Annotated in this window: 9 protein-coding genes and 2 pseudogenes; 7 read left to right on the forward strand and 4 right to left on the reverse strand. The window is 71.3% G+C overall.

The window, feature by feature from the left end; all coding sequences use genetic code 11:
• The first annotated feature begins 32 nt into the window (after positions 1-32).
• The gene (locus AB0L00_RS13945) at positions 33-1,049 is read left to right on the forward strand and encodes an NAD(P)/FAD-dependent oxidoreductase (RefSeq protein ID WP_364432895.1); all 1,017 of its coding nucleotides are present in this window, start codon (positions 33-35) and stop codon (positions 1,047-1,049) included.
• Positions 1,050-1,081: 32 nt separating this feature from the next.
• A complete protein-coding gene (locus AB0L00_RS13950; RefSeq protein ID WP_364432898.1) occupies positions 1,082-1,711 on the forward strand; it encodes a class I SAM-dependent methyltransferase in 630 nt (209 codons plus the stop codon).
• A gap of 12 nt (positions 1,712-1,723) precedes the next feature.
• Here AB0L00_RS13950 and AB0L00_RS13955 read toward each other — a convergent pair whose 3' ends face one another.
• Positions 1,724-2,803, reverse strand: coding sequence for an alcohol dehydrogenase catalytic domain-containing protein (locus AB0L00_RS13955; RefSeq protein WP_364432900.1), 1,080 nt, complete (start codon positions 2,801-2,803; stop codon positions 1,724-1,726).
• 119 nt (positions 2,804-2,922) lie between these two features.
• On the opposite strand from AB0L00_RS13955, the gene AB0L00_RS13960 reads away from it, so the two are divergent.
• Positions 2,923-3,732, forward strand: a complete 810-nt coding sequence (locus AB0L00_RS13960; protein WP_364432902.1) for a helix-turn-helix transcriptional regulator — start codon at positions 2,923-2,925, stop codon at positions 3,730-3,732.
• Positions 3,733-3,739: 7 nt separating this feature from the next.
• On the opposite strand, the gene AB0L00_RS13965 is transcribed toward AB0L00_RS13960, so the two are convergent.
• On the reverse strand, positions 3,740-3,997 hold the full coding sequence (locus AB0L00_RS13965; RefSeq protein ID WP_364432905.1) for an ArsR family transcriptional regulator: 258 nt from the start codon (positions 3,995-3,997) through the stop codon (positions 3,740-3,742).
• Between the two features lie 53 nt (positions 3,998-4,050).
• Between AB0L00_RS13965 and AB0L00_RS13970 the strand changes: the two genes are divergently transcribed.
• Complete coding sequence (locus AB0L00_RS13970) at positions 4,051-5,193, forward strand: MFS transporter (protein ID WP_364433252.1); 1,143 nt, start codon at positions 4,051-4,053, stop codon at positions 5,191-5,193.
• Between the two features lie 55 nt (positions 5,194-5,248).
• Here AB0L00_RS13970 and AB0L00_RS13975 read toward each other — a convergent pair.
• A pseudogene (locus AB0L00_RS13975) lies at positions 5,249-5,877 on the reverse strand (ATP-dependent Clp protease proteolytic subunit); the annotation flags it as partial.
• 3 nt (positions 5,878-5,880) lie between these two features.
• Positions 5,881-6,477, reverse strand: a pseudogene (locus AB0L00_RS13980) (ATP-dependent Clp protease proteolytic subunit); the annotation flags it as partial.
• Positions 6,478-6,604: 127 nt separating this feature from the next.
• Between AB0L00_RS13980 and AB0L00_RS13985 the strand changes: the two are divergent.
• From AB0L00_RS13985 to AB0L00_RS13995, 3 genes are all read left to right on the forward strand, one after another.
• Positions 6,605-6,907, forward strand: coding sequence for a type II toxin-antitoxin system Phd/YefM family antitoxin (locus AB0L00_RS13985; RefSeq protein WP_364432907.1), 303 nt, complete (start codon positions 6,605-6,607; stop codon positions 6,905-6,907).
• A gap of 338 nt (positions 6,908-7,245) precedes the next feature.
• Positions 7,246-8,841: an acyl-CoA carboxylase subunit beta gene (locus AB0L00_RS13990; protein WP_364432910.1), complete on the forward strand. Its 1,596-nt coding sequence runs from the start codon at positions 7,246-7,248 to the stop codon at positions 8,839-8,841.
• Positions 8,842-8,881: 40 nt separating this feature from the next.
• Positions 8,882-16,027: an SDR family NAD(P)-dependent oxidoreductase gene (locus tag AB0L00_RS13995; RefSeq protein WP_364432912.1), complete on the forward strand. Its 7,146-nt coding sequence runs from the start codon at positions 8,882-8,884 to the stop codon at positions 16,025-16,027.
• Positions 16,028-16,133: the final 106 nt, after the last annotated feature.

A 16,133-nucleotide genomic window follows, 5' to 3' on the forward strand; every position in this document is an offset into this window, starting at 1 on the left:
GGCTCCGCATCCTCTCCGTGGAGGTGGTCGAAGTGACCGATCTGCGGAAAGACGGCTATGACGTGGTGGTGGTCGGCGGCGGCGCGGCGGGGTTGAGCGGGGCGCTGGCCCTGGCCCGGTCGCGGCGTTCGGTGCTGGTGGTCGACGCGGGTTCGCCGCGCAACGTCCCGGCCGCGGGCGTGCACAATCTCCTGGCCCGTGAGGGGATTCCACCGGTCGAGCTGCTGGAGCGCGGCCGGGCGGAGGTTCGCGGCTACGGCGGCCAGGTGGTGCCCGGCGAGGTCGGCACCGTGACCCGCGAGAAGGACGGGTTCGCGGTGGCGCTGACCGACGGCCGGGCGGTCCGCGCGCGCCGGCTGCTGGTCGCCGCCGGCGCGGTCGACGAGCTGCCGGACATCCCGGGCCTGCGCGCCCGCTGGGGCCGGGACGTGCTGCACTGCCCGTACTGTCACGGCTGGGAGGTACGCGACCAGGCCGTCGGCGTGCTGGCCACCGGCCCGATGTCGGTGCACCAGGCGTTGCTGTTCCGGCAGCTGAGCGCCGATGTCACGTACTTCGCCCACACCCTGCCGCCGGGTGACGAGCAGACGGAGGAGCTGACCGCCCGCGGCGTCGGGATCGTCCACGGCGAGGTCGCCTCGGTGGAGATCGACGGGGACCGCCTCGCGGGCGTACGGCTGCGCGACGGCACGGTCGTCGCGCGCGAGGCGCTCGTGGTCGCGTCCCGGATCGTGGTGCGCGCGGGCTTCCTGGCCGGACTCGGGCTGCGGCCGGCGGAACACCCGGCAGGGATCGGCCAGTACATCCCCGCGGACGCGACCGGCCGTACCGAGGTCCCCGGGGTGTGGGCCGCCGGGAACGTCACCGATCCGGCAGCCCAGGTCGGCGCCGCCGCCGCGGCGGGCACCCTGGCGGGGGCCCAGATCAACGCCGACCTCATCGCCGAGGAGACCCGCCAGGCGGTCGCCGCCCGCCGGGATCCCTTCTCGGCCGAGCCCGAATCCCGCCTCTGCGAACAGGCGATGGGCGACCGTCGCCACGGCATCTGAACGCGCTCTCTGAACGACGAAAGGGAATCATCGTGTCCGAAGAGTTCGGCAAGGACTTCTGGGAAGAGCGGTACGCCGGCCACACCCACGTCTGGAGCGGGCGGCCCAATCCGCAGCTCGTCGCGGAGGCCGAGGACCTCGCGCCCGGCACGGCCCTGGACGCGGGCTGCGGGGAGGGCGCCGACGCCATCTGGCTCGCCTCCCGCGGCTGGCGGGTCACGGCGGTGGACTTCGCCACCGCCGCGCTCCGCCGCGCGCGCGAGCACGCCGAGTCCCTCGACGCCGACGCCGCAGGGCGGATCGACTGGGCGCAGGCCGACCTGACCGAGTGGGCGCCCCCCGAGGAGCGGTTCGACCTGGTCTCCACCCACTACGTGCACCTCGCCGCGTCCCGCGAGGCGTTCTTCCGCCGGATGGCGGCGTCCGTCGCGCCGGGCGGCACACTGCTCATCGTCGGCCACCACCCGCTGGACCTGCAGACCACGATCCAGCGGCCGCCCATCCCGGAGCTGTTCTTCACCGCCGAGGACGTCGTGGCCGTCCTCGACCCCGGCCGCTGGGACGTCGTCGCCGCCGACGCCAGGCCCCGGCCGGCCACCGACCACGACGGCAACGAGGTCACGATCCACGACACCGTCCTGCGCGCCCGCAGGCGCCCGTGACGGTGAGCCGGGTCAGGGCCGGATGACGGTCAGGCCGAACGGCGCGGCGTGCCGGGCGGCGTGGGCCACGGCCTCGTCCGCCTGGTCGAGGGCGAACTCGGTGACGCCGAACAGGCCGAGGTCCAGCCGTCCGCAGCGGGCCAGTTCGATGAAGCGGGCGGGGGCGTGGCGCGGGTACAACCACTGGCCGCGCACGGTGACGTTGTTCCGCATCAGCCATGGGTAGGGGAGGGCGAGGTCGGCGCCGCCCAGCATGCCGACCCCGCCCATCAGCACGACCCGGCCGTATTCGCGGACGGTCATCGCGGCGGCGCGCACGGGCGTCGTCCCGGCGGAGGGAGGCAGCAGATCCAGGACGAGGTCGATCGGCCCGGGCGCCGCGGCCATCATCTGGTCCCGGTCCCGGTCCTCCGCGCCGGAGAGCCGTACGGTCCGGATCCGGGGGCCGAACCGGCGCTCGAGCCCGCTCAGTGCCTCCTCGTTGCGTCCCGGCGCGATGACGCAGGCGGCGCCCATCGCCAGCGCGACGGCCACCGCGGCGCCGCCGAAGTTGCCGGTCGCGCCGCTGACCAAAACCGTCTCGCCCGCCTGCAGGTCGCCCGCGAGGAGCCCGCCGTACGGGACGAGGCACAGGCTGAGCGCGGCCCACCGCGCCGCGTCGGCCGGGTCGATCGAACCGAGCGGGACGGCGTTCTCGGTGGGCACCAGGAGTCGTTCGGCGTACGCGCCCTGACCGAAGTGCCGCTGCAGGCGCAGCCCGCCCTCGCCCCGGCCGCTCAGCCCCTGCAGGGTGATGTCCGGCGTCAGCGCGTGGTCGCGGGAGCGTATGGTCGGGTCGCACAGCACCCACTGCCCCGGAGTGAGGCGGGTGGCGTCCGGCCCGACCTCGCGGACCCGGCCCACGGCGCCGGCGCCGGGCGTCACCGGCAGGGTCAGCAGGTACCTTCGCTCGCCACTGAAGACCTCCGCCGCGTACGGCAGCACGGCCGCCGCGACGACATCAACGATCACCTCGCCGGTCCCCAAGACCGGGTCCGGCACGTCCTCCACCGACAGGGGGCGGCCGAACTCCTGCAACACCGCGGCCTTCATGGTGGTTCCTCTCGTTCGATCGGCCGATTGCGCGATCGATGGTGGGCGACGCGGGCGGGCGTATCCAGGCCCGGTATCGTCCTGGGATCGGTCAGTACCACCCAGCGAAGGCGGCGATCATGCGCGAGCCGACCGGTCGCGGACTCGGTGACTTCCTGCGGTCCCGGCGGGAGCGGCTGAGTCCCGAGACGGTGGGACTCCCCGAGCGGCGACGTCGCCGGACGCCGGGCCTCCGGCGGGAAGAGGTCGCCGAACTGGCCGGTATCGGGATCGACTGGTACGTCCGCCTCGAGCAGGGGCGGGCCGGAAGCCCGTCGGCCACCACGATCGACGCCCTCGCCGAGGCACTCCGCCTGGACGCCACCGACCGTGACCACTTGCGGAGACTGGCATGTTCTCCGGCGCGTGAGCCCTTCGTCCGGGAGCAGGTGCCGGAGGGGACCAGGCGCCTGGTCGAGGGCCTCGGCGCGCCCGCGTACGTCACCGGCCGCCGCTGGGACGTGCTGGCGTGGAACGCCGAGGCGGCCCGGCTGTTCACCGACTTCGGCCGCCTCGACGCGGACGACCGCAACGTCCTCGTCTACCTGCTGCTCACGCCCGAGGCCCGGCGCCTCTTCGGCGACGGCTGGACCGACCAGGCCAGGCATGCCACGGCGCAGTTCCGCGCGGCGCACGACCTGTGGGCGCCGGACCCGGCGTTCACCGCGCTCGCCGACCGGCTCCGCCGCGGCTGCCCGGAGTTCGCCACCTGGTGGGAACGGCACGACGTCCTACCCGCCGGCTCCGGGCGGAAGACCCTGCACCATCCGTCCGAGGGCCCGCTCGTCTTCGAGTACGCCACCTTCCAGGCCAACGAGGATCCGGCGCTCCGGCTGACCGTCTACTCGCCCGCGGATCACACCGGTTCCAGGCCGCCCGTCGTCTCCTAGGCACCTGTCACTGCGCGGTGGCGAGGAGCGCTTCGCCGGTGGACGTACGGGTGTAGAGGACATATCGGCCGGTTCGGTGCGAGCTGACCAGTCCGGCGGATCGGAGGGCCGTCAGGTGCTGAGAGACGGCGCCGGCGGTCATGCCGATCCGGTGCGCCAGGTGCGTGGTGGAGGCGGGAGTGTCCAGTTCGGTGAGGAGCAGCGCCTTCGACCGGCCGAGCACCGCCGCCAGTGACCCGGGGGCTTTCCGCCCCGTCGTTCCCATAGCGTGGCGATGCCGCGTGGCGGGTAACGCAGTGTCGGCAACTCGGGACCCAGATCGGCTACCTCGCCATGCCCCTGACGGCGGTGCTGGCCCTGCGCGCGTCTCCGGGACAGGTCGGCCTGCTGGCGACGCTCAGCACGTCGGCCTTCCTCCTCATCGGCCTGCCGGCGGGCGCCCGGACCGACCGCGTGCGCAAGCGTCCGCTGATGATCGCCGCCGATCTGGCCCGCGCCGTCGTGTTCGGCTCGGTGCCGCTCGCCTGGCTCCTCCGCGTCCTGACGATCTATCAGCTCTACGGCGTCGTGCTGGTCGCGGGGGTGTGCACCGTCTTCTTCGACGTGGCCGCCCAGAGCCATCTGCCTCACCTGGTCGGCCGCGGCCGGCTGGGCCGGGCCAACGCCCGCCTGGTGACGCTCGGTGCGGTCACGGAGATCGGCGGGCGTGGTGTGGGCGGGCTCCTGGTCACTCTCGTCTCCGCGCCCGCCGCGATCGGGCTCGACGCGGCCACGTACCTCGGGTCGGCGGTGTTTCTGCTGCGCGTCCGGCGGCCCGAGCCGCGGTCGCGGCACGCCGGCACCATGGCGCTCCGGCGTGACATCGGGGAGGGCGTCCGCTACGTGTTCGGCCACGCTGTCCTGCGTCCCATCGCCCTCGCCGGCACGTGCACGAACCTCGCCATCCAGCTGTGCCAGACGATGCTTCCCGTCGTCTTCGTCCGTCTGGGTCTGCCCGGCGGCGCCATCGGCGTCTTCTTCGCCGTGGGCGGCGCCGGCACGCTGCTGGGGTCCCTGTCCGCCCGCCGGCTCGCTCGCCGCCTCGGATCGGGCCGGGTCCTGTGGCTCGTGGGCCTGGCGATCGCGCCGACCGGAATCTGCGTCGCACTCGTCGACCGTGGTCCGGCGCTCTGGCTCGCCGCCACCGCCTGGCTGCTCATCACGTTCAAGGTCGGCGTGGACAACGTGATCAAGGTGAGCTTTCGGCAGGCGGTCACGCCGGATCGGCTCCTGGGCCGGATGAACGCGACCATGCGCTTCGTCCTGACCGGGGCGCTGGCGGTCGGTGGCGCGCTCGCCGGTCTGCTCGGCCAGTTCGTAGGCGTCCGGGCGGCACTGTGGGCCGGTGCGGTGCTGTTCGCCCTGGTCTGGGTGCCGACGTTCTTCTCGCCACTTCGAACGGCGCAGGCGCTGCCGAACTGAGGCCCTTACGCCGAGGATTTCCGTCGCCCTGACGACGGAAATCCTCGGCGGTGACTCACCGGCCCGGCTTGCGGCTGGTGATGATCTCGTCGATCAGGCCGTACTCGCGGGCCTCCTCGGCCGTGAGGTAGCGGTCCCGTTCGATGTCGGCGCGGACCTGCTCGACCGGCCGGCCGGAGTGCCGGGCCAGGATGGTCTCGAGCTGCTCGCGCAGCCGGATGATCTCCTGGGCCTGGATCTCCATGTCGCTGGTCTGGCCGTAGCCGCCCTCGGTGCTCGGCTGGTGGATCACGATGCGCGAGTGCGGCAGCGCGGCGCGCTTGCCGGTCGCGCCCGCCGCGAGGAGCACGGCGGCGGCCGAGGCGGCCTGGCCGATGCAGGTCGTCTCGATCTGCGGCTTGACGAACTGCATCGTGTCGTAGATCGCCGTCATCGCGGTGAGAGAGCCGCCGGGGGAGTTGATGTACAGGCTGATGACCCGTTCCGGGTCCATCCCCTCCAGGGCGATGAGCTGCGCGATGACGTCGTTGGCGAGCGTGTCGTCGATGGGCGCGCCGACGAAGACGATGCGCTCCTCGAACAGCTTGTTGTACGGGTTGCTCTCCTTCATCCCGTAGGAGGTGCGCTCGACGTAGGACGGCAGGATGTACCGGGCCGAGGGACCATTCACGGGGCGACGCCTCCGGCCTCGAGGGCGCTGGTGACGACGTGGTCGATGAGGCCGTACTCGCGGGCCTCCTCGGCGGTGAAGTAGCGGTCGCGGTCGGCGTCGTGCTCGATCTGCTCGTACGGCCGGCCGGTGTGCTCGGCGATGAGCTGCAGGAACCGGTGCTTCATGTGCACGCTCTGCTCGGCCTGGATGCGGATGTCGGAGGCGGTGCCCCGGATGCCGCCGGACGGCTGGTGCATCATGATCCGCGTGTTGCGCAGCGCGTAGCGCTTGCCGCGCGTGCCCGCCGTGAGCAGGAACTGCCCGGCCGAGGCGGCCATGCCGAGGGCGACCGTCGAGACGTCGTTCGGCAGGTACCGCATCACGTCGAACATGGCGAACATCGCGTCCATCGACCCGCCCGGCGAGTTGATGAAGATCTTGATGTCGCGCTCCCCGTCCTGAGCGGCGAGGAGCAGCAGCTGCGAGCACACCCGGTTGGCCAGGTCGTCGTCGATCTCCGAGCCGATGAAGACGATCCGCTGGTCGAGCAGCCGCTGGAAGAGCTGCTGGGAGTGCACGTCCGGCGGGATCTCGGTGACCCGGGCGCGCGGTTCGAGGGTCGGGAAGTCCATCAGTGCTCCTTCGCTGCCACGCGCGTCTGCACGCGTGGCGGGTGTCCACGCGCCGGCGCGCTCTGCCGCGCGCCGGCTCGAGTTCTGTACAGAATAGCAAGAACGTACAGAATGCTAGAATCTCTGCATGACACGAGAGGTCCCAGTGACGCAGGCCCGGGCCGACCTCGCGGAGCTCGTCAACCGTGTCGGCTACACCGGCGAGCGGATCGTCCTGACCCGGCACGGCAAGCCCCTCGCGGCCCTCGTCCCGGTGGAGGATCTCGAGGCGCTCGAGCGGCGGCCCGCGGAGATCGGCTTCACCCTGCCGCTGCCCGCCGAGGCGGAACCCGAGCCCGAGCGGCCGCCACGCCCGGCGGCCGGCCCGCTGCGCATCGCCGCGGAGCACCGGGACGAGGGCCCGTCCGGCCGTCCCCGCTGGAAGCGCTGACGCCGCCCGACCGTCCGGCGCGGAGGCCTCCGGCCCTTCCCGGCGAAGCGCCGACGCGGCCGGGCGAGCCTCGTCACGGGGAAGGCGTCGAGTACCTCTGCGAACAGGGGTGGAGCCGTCTCCCGGCGTGGCCGGTGGCCGGCATGTGCATCCCGGATATGTTCGAGGAAAATTCACCGTCCGTCGCCGTACAGGGACGGTGACAACGTATTTCGGACAGGTTAAATATGTCCCTTTTGGCCCCGCATACTCGGTTGGATCGTTACATTCACGGCCATGAGTCGGCGACGAACGGCCCCGGTCGGCCGGTGTTCGAGTAATACCCCGGGTCGCCCGCGATGACGGGCGACCAGGTCACGGGCGGGAGGGCGACTGAGCGGAGCGGGGACACCGGCCGGACGGCGGCGAGGCTTGCCGAGTTCCGCGAACTTGCGGCTCGGTCGCAGTCCTCGGGAACGGCCCGGGCGATCGCCAGACAACGCTCACGCGGCAAGAAGACCGCCCGGGAACGCATCGCACTGCTTCTCGATCCCGGCTCCTTCGTCGAACTCGACGCGCTCGCGCGGAACCATTCGACCGATCCGGACTTGGACGACCGCCCGTACGGTGACGGCGTCATCATCGGCCACGGCACCGTGGACGGGCGGCCGCTGGCCGTGTTCGCCCAAGACTTCACCGTGGCCGGCGGCACGCTCGGCAAGACGCACGGCGAGAAGATCTGCAAGATCCTCGATCTGGCCGCCAAGGTGGGCTGCCCGGTGGTGGGCATCAACGACGGGGCCGGCGGGCGCATCCAGGAGGGGGTCGTCGCGCAGGCGCTCTACGGCGAGATCTTCTTCCGAAACGTTCGCCTGTCCGGCGTCGTTCCACAGATTTCGATGATCATGGGGCCGTGCGCCGGCGGTGCGGCGTACTCGCCGGCGCTCACCGATTTCGTCGTGATGGTGGACAGGACATCGCACATGTTCGTCACCGGCCCGGATGTCCTGGCGGTCGCCATGGGCGAGCGGGTGGGCCTCGAAGAACTCGGCGGCGCGCGGGTGCACAATGCCCGCTCCGGAAATGCCCACCATCTTGCCGCGGATGAGGAGGACGCGATCGACTACGTCCGGCATCTGCTGTCCTTCCTCCCCGACAACAACCACGATGGCCCACCCGTCTTCGCGGCGGGGAAGGACCCGGATGGGACCGTGCTGGACTCGCTGGTCCCCGGGCCCACGAACCAGCCGTACGACATGTACGCCGTGATGAGTGCCATCGTCGACGACGGTGACTTTCTCGAGGTGCAGCAGTTGTTCGCACCCAATATCATCTGCGCTTTCGGCCGGATCGACGGGAATCCAGTCGGCATCGTGGCGAACCAGCCGCTCAAACTCGCCGGGTGCCTGGACATCGATGCATCGGAGAAGGCCGCGCGATTCGTGCGGACATGTGACGCCTTCAACATTCCGATCGTCACCCTGGTCGATGTACCGGGATTCCTGCCTGGTTCCGAACAGGAATGGAACGGAATAATCCGGCGCGGCGCGAAACTCCTCTATGCCTATGCGGAGGCCGCCGTTCCAAAGATCACCACGATCATCCGTAAGGCCTATGGCGGAGCCTATGTCGTCATGGGTTCGAAGCACCTGCGCGCGGACCTCTGCTTCGCCTGGCCGACCGCGGAGATCGCCGTCATGGGCGCGGAGGCCGCAGTCAACATCCTGCACCGTGAGGAACTCGCCGCCGCAGTGGATCCGGCGGCCGTCCGCAGCGAACTGATCGATGAGTACGACCAGACCCATTGCACGCCCTATCGCGCCGCCGAACGCGGCTATGTGGATGCGGTGATCGCGCCATCCGAAACGCGGAAGAGAATCGCCGCAGCCTTGCGCATCATGAGCAACAAGCGAGAGACATCCATGCCGAAGCGGCACGGGAACATTCCGCTCTGAAAATCCCCACCCCTTGTGCTGATGTCAGTCGGAGCTTCTCATGGACGGAAAGCGTCAGTTGAACGAGCCGATCGCGGTCATCGGAATGGCTTGCCGAATGCCGGGAGACGTCGACTCGCCGGATGACCTCTGGCGACTGCTCATCGAGAAGAGGGACCCCGTCCGTGAGGGCCCCTTCGACCGATGGGACGTGGACGCCTTCTACGATCCGGATCGGGAGGTACCGGCCCGCTCCAACACTCGCTGGGCCGCCACGCTGGACGACATCACCGGTTTCGACGCCGCCTTCTTCGGCATATCGCCCGCGGAGGCCGCCTCGATGGATCCCCAGCACCGGCTGCTCCTGGAAGCCTCCTGGGAGGCGCTGGAGTACGCCGGGATCCCCCCGCGCGACGTCACGGGGGCGCGGGGTGGCGTGTTCGTCGGGATCTGGAGCCAGGACAACTCCGTACGCCTGGGCGCGCACTACGACAAGATGGACGCCTACGCCGGGACCATCGGGAACGTGCACAGTACGGCGGCGGGACGCGTCTCCTACGTGCTGGGACTGCACGGGCCCGCCGTCGCCGTCGACACCGCCTGCTCGTCATCGCTGGTCGCCACCCATCTCGCGGTCCAGAGCCTGCGGACGGGGGAGTCCGACTTCGCGCTGGCCGGCGGTGTCAACGTCATGCTGAGCCCGGAGTTCATGCTCTCCGGCACCCGGTGGGGGATGTTCTCGCCCACGGGCCGCTGTCATGCGTTCGACGCCCGAGCCGACGGCCTCGTCCGGAGCGAGGGCGTCGGCATCGTCGCGCTCAAACGGCTCTCGGACGCGCGGCGCGACGGCGACCGGGTGCTCGCGGTCATCCGCGGTTCCGCGATCAACCAGGACGGGCGGTCCCAGGGACTCGTCCACCCGTCGGAGGACGCGCAGCGCATGGTCTACGCCGCGGCGGTCGAGCAGGCGGGCATCGATCCCGGCCTCGTGGGGCTGGTGGAGACCCACGGCCCTGGCACACCGGTCGGCGACCCGATCGAGTTCCGGGCGCTGTCCCCCATTTACGGGGAGGGTGAGGGACGCTGCGCGCTGGGATCGGTGAAGTCGAACATCGGCCATCTGGAGTCCGCCTCGGGCATCGCGGGCTTCATCAAGGCCGTGCTCGCCGTCCAGCACGGCGTCATCCCGCCGAATCTGCACTTCCAGCGATGGAACCCCGAGATCTCTCCGGACGGCACCCGTTTCTTCGTGCCGACCGAGCCGACCCCATGGCCGGTGGAGGCGCCGACGCGGCTCGCGGCGGTGTCCTCATTCGGTTTCAGCGGGACCAACGCGCACATCGTTCTGGAGGAGTACACGGACCGGCCCGCGGCCGTGGAGAAACCGGCGGACTCCGCGCCACGCCCGGCACTGGTCCCACTGTCGGCGACGGACCCGGAGATGCTGGGCGCGACCGCCGCGCGGCTTTCCCACTGGCTGACGGACGTCCGTGACCACGTGGGACTCGACGACGTGGTCCACACGCTGGCGGCGCGCCGTTCGCATCATCGGGCGCGAACGGCGGTGGTCGCCGACTCCGTGGACGAGCTCATCGACCGGCTCGATCGGCTCGCCGCCGGCGACGAAGAGGAGAGCGTCTGGGACGGCACCGTACGCGACGCGGCCGGCGTGGGCGCAGTCTGGGTGTTCTCCGGTCAGGGCTCGCAGTGGGCCGGAATGGGGCGCCGCCTGCTCGAGGAGGATCCGGTCTTCGCCGCGACGATCGCCGAACTGGAGCCGCTGATCGCCGCGGAGGCGGGCTTCTCGGTGACCGGCACGCTGCGCGCTCCGACGGTGGTGACCGAGATCGACCGCGTCCAGGTCGCCCTGTTCGCCACCCAGGTGGCGCTCGCCGCGGTCTGGCGGTCCCTCGGCCTGCGCCCCGCGGCGGTGCTCGGGCATTCGATGGGTGAGGTGTCCGCCGCGGTGGTGTCCGGTGCCCTCTCGCTCCAGGACGGTGTACGGGTCAGCTGCCGCCGCGCCGCCCAGCTGGTCCCGCTGGCCGGCACCGGGGCGATGGCGTCGGTGGACCTTTCCTACGAGCAGGTCGAGGAGGAGTTGCGTCAGGTGACGGGCGTCACGGTGGCCGTGATCTCCTCTCCGCGGGCGACGGTGATCGCGGGAGACCCGGAACCGGTCCGGCACCTCGTCGAGCGCTGGCAGGAACGCGGGCTGATGGCGCGTTTCGTGGCCGCGGACGTGGCGGCGCACGGGCCGCACCTGAATCCGTACGCCCCCCGGCTGATCGACGCGCTGGCCGACGTCCGGCCCGAGCGCCCCACTGTGCCGGTCTACTCGACCGTCACCGAGGACCCGAGGGAGACGGTCGCCTTCGACGGCGCCTACTGGGCGGATAATCTCCGTAAACCGGTCCGTTTCGCCAATGCGGTCCGGGCCGCCGCCGAGGACGGCTACGCCGTCTTCCTCGAGGTCTCGGTCCACCCCATCGTCGGCCATGCGATGCGTGACACGCTCGAGGAGATCGACGGCGACGCGATCATCGCGCACACGATCCGGCGCGACAACGACGACCTGCGCACGATCACGGGCCAGCTGGCCCGCCTCTACTGCGCGGGCGTTCCGATCGACTTCGGCCGCCACGCGGCCGGTTCGCTCGTCGCCGCCCCGGCGACCACGTGGAAGCGGACACGCCATTGGGTCGACCTGCCGCTGCCACATCCGGCGCGACAGGCGGCGCGGGAGGAGATCCGGCCCCCGCTGCTCGGCACGCACACGGCCGTTCCGGAGCCCGGGCGCAGACATGTCTGGCAGGCCGATGTCGGCACCGGCGCACTGCCGTGGCTCGCCGACCACCGGGTGGAAGGCGTTACGGTACTGCCCGGAGCGGCGTACTGCGAGACCGCGCTCGCCGCGGGGACCGAGTTCTTCGGTTGCGCCGAAGAAGACCTCGAGCTCTCGGACATCCGCTTCGTCCGGCTGCTGCCGCTCGACGAGCACACGACGCTGTACACGTCGCTCACCCCGCGCGGCGACGACGCGGCGGTCGTCGAGATGCTGACCAAGGGCGACGGCGACGACGAGTGGATCACCCACGCGACCGGCGAACTGCACCACCTGCCACAGGGCGCTCGTCCCAAGGCGGTCGACGTGACCGCCCTCCACGCCGCGTACGAGGAGCCGGAAGGTCGGTCGGGGCCGGTCGGTCGGGGTCGGAGGGTCGACGTCGAAGGCCGCTACGCCGAACTACGCGCCGACGGTTACCACCACGGCCCGGCCTTCGCCGCACTGGAGAGCCTTCACGGGGCGGCCGACGGTGAGATGCTCGCACGGGTGGGACTGCCGCCGGCGGCGCGGACCCTCGCCGGCCCGGTACGGCTGCATCCCGTCCTGCTCGACGCATGCCTGCAGACGCTCCTCATCGCGGCGATCGACGCGACCGGCAGCGCCGGATCACGGCTGCTGTTCCCCGTCGGGGTCGGGTCGCTGCGCGTCTTCGCCGGCGGTCCAGCCGCCGCGTACTGCCAGGCGAGGCTGGTGGCGGGCTCGGCGGAAGGCGCGACCGGGACGCTGCGCCTGCTGGCGGAGGACGGCTCCGTGGTGGCCGAAGCCGCCGAGGTACGGTTCGCGCCGATGGAACGGCGGACCCCCGCCTCCCGGCATGACCGGCTGTTCCACGAGGTCCGGTGGCGGCCGCTGCCGCTGGAACGGCCGGCCGCCCCCCGCGGCACCTGGCTCGTGCTCAGTGCCGGCGACGACCCGCTGGCGGCGGCGTTGCACGCCGAACTGGCCGCGTCGGGGGCGACCGCGACGCCGCTGAACGCCGACGACCCGGATGGAGCATGGCCTGCGGCTGAGGTAAGACAGACGCTCGCCGCCACGACGGATGTCGTCTTCCTCCCGTCCCCGTCGGCGCCCGCTGAACCGGAGAGCGCGGATCGGTGTCGTGACGAGGTGATGCGTACGGTCGATCTGGTCGGTCTCCTGACCGAAGCGGAGGCCGGTGCGCCCCGGCTGTGGATCGTCACCCAGGGCGCTCAGAGCGTCACCGCGGAAGAGGCACCCGCGCTCGTCCACGGTGGGCTGCGCGGTGTGGCCCGGGTGGCGATGTGCGAGTATCCCGGCCTGCGCACGACCCTCATAGATGTCGAACCGGGTACTGGCGCGGTGCGCGACCTCGTCACCGAGCTCTTCACCGGCGGTTCCGACGACGAGATCGCGTGGCGGGACGGTCGGCGGTGGACGGCGCGGCTGGTGAACACCCCCATCAGCGACGGAACCTGGCAGACGAGGCCCCGGCGAGTCCGGCGGTACGGCCGGGACCGTATCTCTCTGGACATCGCCCGGCCCGGCGACCTGGACACGATCGGCGTGGTGGCACGGTCGCGTCACGAGCCGGCGCGCGGCGAGGTCGAGATTCGGACGAGCGCGATCGGATTGAACTTCGCCGACGTCATGCACATGCTCGACATGTTCCCGGAGCTGCACGGCACCTCCGGGCGGCTCGGCCTGGAATGCGCTGGTGTCATCGCCCGTGTCGGTCCCGGAGTGGACGATCTGCGAGTCGGTGACCGGGTGATGGCGTTCCAGGACGGCACGGCCGACAGCTTCGTCACGTTGCCCGCCGAGTCGGTCGTCCCGGTCCCCGACGGGATGACCGACGTGCAGGCCGCCGGCGTGCCGGCCGCCCACCTGACCGCCTGGTACGCGCTGACGCGGGTCGGCCGGCTCACCGCCGGTGAGCGGATCCTCATCCATGCGGGGACGGGAGGCGTCGGCCTGGCCGCGATCGCCATCGCCCGATCGCTCGGCGCGGAGGTCCTCGCCACCGCCGGCAGCGAGCGAAAGCGCGCGTACCTTCGTGAGCTGGGCATCGAGCAGGTGATGGATTCGCGGTCGCTGGACTTCGTCGCCCAGACCCTCGCCGCCACCGATGGTGAGGGGGTGGACGTGGTGCTGAACTCACTGTCCGGGCCGGCGTTGTTCGCCGGCCTGGACGTCCTGAACATCGGCGGACGGTTCATCGAGATCGGCAAACGCGACATCTACGCCAATGCGAAGCTGGGGCTGCTGGCCCTCCGCCGCAACATCACGGTGACCGCCGTGGATCTGGCCCTTCTCGGACGCGAACGCCGTCCACTGATCCGCGAGCTCCTGAACGAACTCCGCGATGAGTTCACCGCCGGGCGGCTCGCCCCGCCGACCTGCACGGAGTTCCCCTTCACCAAGGCGGCGACGGCACTGCGGCACATGGCCGCCGCCAAGCACATCGGCAAGCTGATCCTGACCGTGCCGCAGGACGGGGAGATCGACGCGGCGCTTCCCCCCGGTGGCAGGCCGGTCGTGCGCCACGGCGCGAGCTACGTCATCACTGGCGGCCTCGGCGGCCTCGGCCTGGAACTGGCGCGTCGGCTCGCCGGGCAGGGCGCCGGGAGGATCGTGCTGGGCGGCAGATCGGCGCCCTCGGAGACCGCAGCCGCCGCGCTCGACGAGATCCGGGCCGGCGGTACGCAGGTCGAGATCGTCCGCGGCGACATCGCCGAACCGGGTGTGGCCGAGCGTCTGGTCGCTGCGGCGACCGCGGACGGACGGACGCTCTCCGGCGTGCTGCACGCCGCCGCCGTCCTCGATGACGGCGCCCTGAGCAATCTGGACGTCCTGCGGCTCGACCGTGTGTGGCGGCCGAAGGTGACCGGTGCCTGGCGGTTGCACGAGGCGACGGCGGGTCTCCCCCTCGACTGGTTCGTGCTCTTCTCCTCGGTGGCGTCGCTGCTGGGCAGCCCGGGACAGGGCAACTACGCTGCGGCCAACGACTGGCTCGACTCCTTCGCCCGGTGGCGACGCGCCCGTGGGCTGCCCGCCCAGGCGATCAACTGGGGAGTGTGGGGTGAGGCCGGCCGGGCCACGGAGCTTGGGCGCCGCGGGTACGCCGCGTTCAGCACCGACGAGGGCTTCCGCGCCCTGACGGAACTGATCGACCATGAGCGGACCAACGCCGGTGTGTTCGTCTACGACCCGGGACACTGGTTCCACGCCGCTCCGCATGCGGCCGACGCCGCCTTCTTCGCGGAAATGCCGGTCCGGCCGGCCGTCGAATCCGGCGTCATCGGCAACGATGGCATCAGCGCGCGGCTTCGGGCGGCGTCGCCCGAGGAGCGAAGCAGGGTAGCCCTGGGTTACCTCGGCACGTGCACGCGCGTGATCCTGGGGCTGAGCAGCGCCTCGATCGACTCGAGCACGGTGCTGTCCGACCTGGGGTTCGACTCGCTCACCGCGTTGCAACTGCGCAATCGCCTGGAAGTGGACCTGCAGGTGAAGATCCCCCCGACCATCGTCTGGACCCACCCCACGGCGGGAGAGCTGGTCGGCCATCTCCTGGAACATCTCGATCTGGAGGTCAAGGCGGCCGACGGCGAGGAAACGCATGGTGCGCGAACGCAGGCTCCGGCCGCCGGCACCGGAGACGTGACCGGACGCTGGTTCCGGGTCTTCGCCCCGCGGCCCGATGCCACGATGCGGCTCTACTGCTTCCCGCACGCGGGAGGTTCGGCATCGACCTACCTGCCGTGGGTCGACCTGCTTCCCGAGCACATCGAGTTGTACGCCGTGCAGCTGCCCGGGCGCGAAGACCGCGCGGAGGAGGAACCGCGCACCGACCTGTTCGCGCTCGCCGACGAGCTGGCGTCGATGATCGCGGCAGATCCGGACCCACGCCCGTTCACCTTCTTCGGGCACAGCGGCGGGAGCCTGCTGGCGTTCGAGACCGCTCGCTCGCTCTGGCGCGGTCACGGCATCGCGCCGGTGACGCTCGGGCTCTCGGCGATGCCGGCGCCCGACGGCCACGGAATGGCCGAACTGTCGGCACGGCTCTTCCGCCATGAGAGTCCCGAGGCTCTCCAGGCTCTCGCCTTCATCCCGCCGGAGATTCGGCAGGAACCGGCCCTGCTCGAACGCGCCAGGCGCGCGTTGACCTACGACTACACCCTGTACCGCGCCTGGCGGCACAAGGCGGCATCGAGACCTCTCGGCTGCCACCTCGTCCTGTTCGCCGGCGACGACGACCCGCTCTGCCGGCCCGAGCACCTGGACGGGTGGGGCGAGCAGGCCATCGGCTCCGTGGCGACGCACGTCTATTCCGGTGATCACTTCTACCTCCGGAACCACCTGCCGGAAATGATCGGACGGCTCACGAAGTCGTTGGAGTACTGACAGGCGTCGTTCGCGCCCTCCAAGGGCCGCCGTACCAGAGAAGCGGCATCGGTACGGCAGAGGGCCCCGGCGCCGCCGGGGCCCTTCGGCCTCCGCGACGGGATCC

The organism is Actinoallomurus sp. NPDC052308, from assembly GCF_040679195.1.
Classification (GTDB): Bacteria; Actinomycetota; Actinomycetes; order Streptosporangiales; family Streptosporangiaceae; genus Actinoallomurus; species Actinoallomurus liliacearum.